Source organism: Oleiphilus sp. HI0132 (assembly GCF_001635845.1).
The window spans coordinates 1-1,129 of the sequence record NZ_LWGJ01000071.1 but is presented as its reverse complement, the minus strand read 5'-3'; the positions used below and the strand labels follow the sequence as shown (position 1 = coordinate 1,129).

Sequence of the window (1,129 nt, the reverse complement as noted above, 5' to 3'; positions counted from 1 at the left end):
AGGGGAGTGCTGAGCCTGCGCTGGGTAACGCTGGCGATGAAGCGCTATCCCAGTCTTTAGTGTTTGATATGGCGAGTGTCATAGCCGACGTTTTTGATGGCTATCAAAACTACCGCCCAGAATGGTTGCAAGCATGGGAGCAAGGCAAGCCGATAAAGAGCCTTGCTAGCGGCCTGGATTCCAAAGACTACAGTAGTCCTCAATTTACCGAATTGGAAGCTTGGCAGGCTGACTTGTGGTGTAGCGTTTATCCTGACTTGCCCTTGGCGCAACGACAGCATCGTTCCAGTCTGCTGACCAGGCTGGAGTCCTGTATTAGAGCGCTACCTAAAGGGGCGGAACTTCAGTTACCCGAACGAATCTTCGTATTTGGCCTGTCAGCCTTGCCTCCTAGAATGCTGGCTGTTATCAAAGCTTTAGCTGAACACATTGATATACACGTTGTGGTGAATAACCCTTGTCGCTACTACTGGGGTGATGTGATGAGTGAGTATCAGCAGCTCCTGCTTAATCAGTCATTGCTTGCGCGGGGCGTCAGTGCTGAAACGGTAGCGGAAAACTTTATTGAGCATAACACCTTGCTCGCGTCATGGGGAAAGCTTGGTCGCGATTATATGTCGCTATTGATGCAAGAAGAAATTTTCGCTGATCTAGCCACCGAGCTTTACGATGATCTTGGTGATGAAGATAATTCAGCGCTGAATTTAATTCAGTCAGATATCTTGAACCTGCAGAACCAGCACCATTGTGTGAATCCTGACGATAAGTCGATACGCTTCGCAAGTTGCCATAACCACTTAAGAGAGGTTGAGGCTCTCCACGACTACTTATTAAATACGCTTGATGCAAACCCCGGCTTAAATGCTCGCGATATTATTGTGATGGTGCCCGATATAGAAGACTATGCCGCCTATATTGAGGCAGTTTTTTCACGCCTTGTTTATGATCGCCATGGGCAAACGCATAGCCTGCCCTATGTTATTGCCGATCAGGCTTTGAATCGGCATCAACCCTTATTGGAATGTATTGGCAATCTATTGATACTCGAGTCAAGTCGGATGACGGCTGCCGAGCTATTAGATTGCTTGGACTTTCCCGCAATCAGGCAGCGATTTTCCATTGATGAAGA

At 47.8% G+C, this 1,129-nt stretch carries 1 protein-coding gene; it reads left to right on the top strand.

The annotated features are described in order from the left end of the window. The coding region (locus A3766_RS01030) for an exodeoxyribonuclease V subunit gamma (RefSeq protein WP_197479154.1) at nt 1-1,129 on the top strand (1,129 nt) is incomplete at both ends.